Annotated in this window: 1 pseudogene; it reads right to left on the bottom strand. The window is 40.0% G+C overall.

Annotation, left to right across the window (positions count from 1 at the left end):
• Nucleotides 1-270, bottom strand: a pseudogene (locus tag DW694_RS16695) (IS200/IS605 family element RNA-guided endonuclease TnpB); the annotation flags it as partial.

Raw genomic sequence — 270 nt, 5'->3', positions numbered from 1 at the left:
CAAAATATTTTCCAGCCGGTGTGTGCTCAATGATCACGTGATTAATCTTTTCCACTTCCATCGACTGCCGTATTTTAACAAATCCAAGTTTCGGAAGTTTGATATATCTTCCCACAATACGAATATTATCTTTTTGATTTACCGTTCTGTATGACTGGAACCGGTTATGTTTACTTTTGAAGGTTGGATAGGAAGCCCGTTTCTCAAAGAAATTCACAAATCCCCGGTCGAGATCCCGCAAAGACTGCTGTAATGCAATGGAATCTGCTG

The sequence above is a fragment of the Ruminococcus sp. AM26-12LB genome, from assembly GCF_003480785.1.
Classification (GTDB): Bacteria; Bacillota; Clostridia; order Lachnospirales; family Lachnospiraceae; genus Blautia_A; species Blautia_A fusiformis.
The sequence above is the reverse complement of the archived record's forward strand: the minus strand, read 5'-3'. Positions and strand labels throughout refer to the sequence as shown.